This is a genomic window from Streptomyces sp. NPDC055078 (assembly GCF_053607985.1).
Genome location: NZ_JBSGUP010001092.1, coordinates 1 through 1,463, shown reverse-complemented (window position 1 = coordinate 1,463; position 1,463 = coordinate 1). Strand labels below are relative to the sequence as shown.

Annotated in this window: 1 protein-coding gene and 1 pseudogene; both read left to right on the top strand. The window is 69.7% G+C overall.

Going from position 1 to position 1,463, the window contains the following annotated elements:
• Positions 1-350 precede the first annotated feature (350 nt).
• On the top strand, positions 351-1,073 hold the full coding sequence (locus ACWF94_RS40400; RefSeq protein WP_453500271.1) for an aggregation-promoting factor C-terminal-like domain-containing protein: 723 nt from the start codon (positions 351-353) through the stop codon (positions 1,071-1,073).
• A gap of 144 nt (positions 1,074-1,217) precedes the next feature.
• Positions 1,218-1,463: pseudogene (locus ACWF94_RS40395) on the top strand (hypothetical protein); the annotation flags it as partial.

Here is a 1,463-nt window from a genome sequence, read left to right as displayed (position 1 = left end):
CGAAAGCGTAGCGGGGCGGCGCTGTGCTGCGCGCCCTTTTCCGTGAAACTCCTGGACCAAACGGGATGTGAGCTTTCACACCCGGTGAATAATTGCCTCGCGGTACGAGGTTCCGGCAAAGTCTTGCTTCCGTCAGGCCCCGCACACGACACTCCGGCACCACTCGTGGTGCTCAGCAACTCACAACTCAAGAAACGCCGTCGTGTGCCGCCCGCGAGCTTCACCGGCCACTCCCCCGGGAGTTGACCACGGGCCAGCGCCTCCTGTGACCCGATGCTGTGGGAGGCCCGTGCCAGGGGCACGATTCGCCCGTGGGGTCACCTGTGCGGGCGATGCTGGAAGGAAACCGTGTGAGCCGGATCTCGGTCCGGGGATTCGCCGTGGCCTCTGCCACCGCGGTCACCACCGTCGGAGCCGTCGTAGGTGTTGCCTCGGGGAACCCGCAGTCCGCGGGCGACAACCTGGAGGCGGCTTCCTCCGACGCGACACTTCTCGCTGACATACCCATGGGTCAGCAGGCCCAGGTCCAGGTCTCCTCGCTGACGGAGCAGGCCGACGCACAGGCGGCAGCCGCCGACGCGACGGCCAAGAAGTCCGCTGAGGAAGCCGCTCGACTGGACGCCGCGAAGACCGCGAAGGCGAAGAAGGAAGCCGCCGACGAGCAGGAGCAGGCCAAGAAGGAGCGCGAAAAGAAGGCCGCCGAGGCCAAGGAGAAGGCGCGGGAGCGGGCCAGCCGCGACTCCGTGCGCGATGCCTCCAGCTTCAGCGCCAAGGGCTCGTACACCGTCGCCGAGGTCAAGGCGATGGCACGGCAGATGATCCCGGCGGACCAGTTCCAGTGCTTCAGCAATATCGTGGAGCGCGAGTCGACGTGGAACTACCGGGCCCAGAACCCGTCATCGGGCGCGTACGGCCTCGTCCAGGCGCTGCCCGGCTCCAAGATGTCCTCCGCCGGCGCCGACTGGCAGACCAACCCCGCGACCCAGATCAAGTGGGGCCTGAAGTACATGAACAGCCGGTACGACAGCCCCTGTGGGGCGTGGTCGTTCTGGCAGGCCAACAAGTGGTACTGAGCACCGGGTCCGCTTCGCGGGCCGCAGTCTGACGCTCAACTCCCCGGAGCCCTTCGCCGTCCCTACGGTGAGGGGCTCCGTTGCGTGTACCGTCGTCGGTCCCGGGGCTCCGGGGAGGGCGTGATGGGGGGAAGAGGAAGAATCATGGCCAGACTGCCGGGGTGGCTCGACGATCTGGGCGCCGGGCTCGCCCGGCTGTCGGAGCGCCTGAAGGAGCGCGGCGCGGACCCCGACGACCCACTGCCCGACGGCTCGGCGCGCGACGGCTCGGGGCGCGACGACCGGTACGCCGACGCCGTCGCGGGCGGAGCGCCCGCCGGCGAGGGGGATTCCACCGAAGCCGAGGCGCCCGCTGCCGCCGGGAGCGGTCCGGCGCCGCCCGCGGCCGCC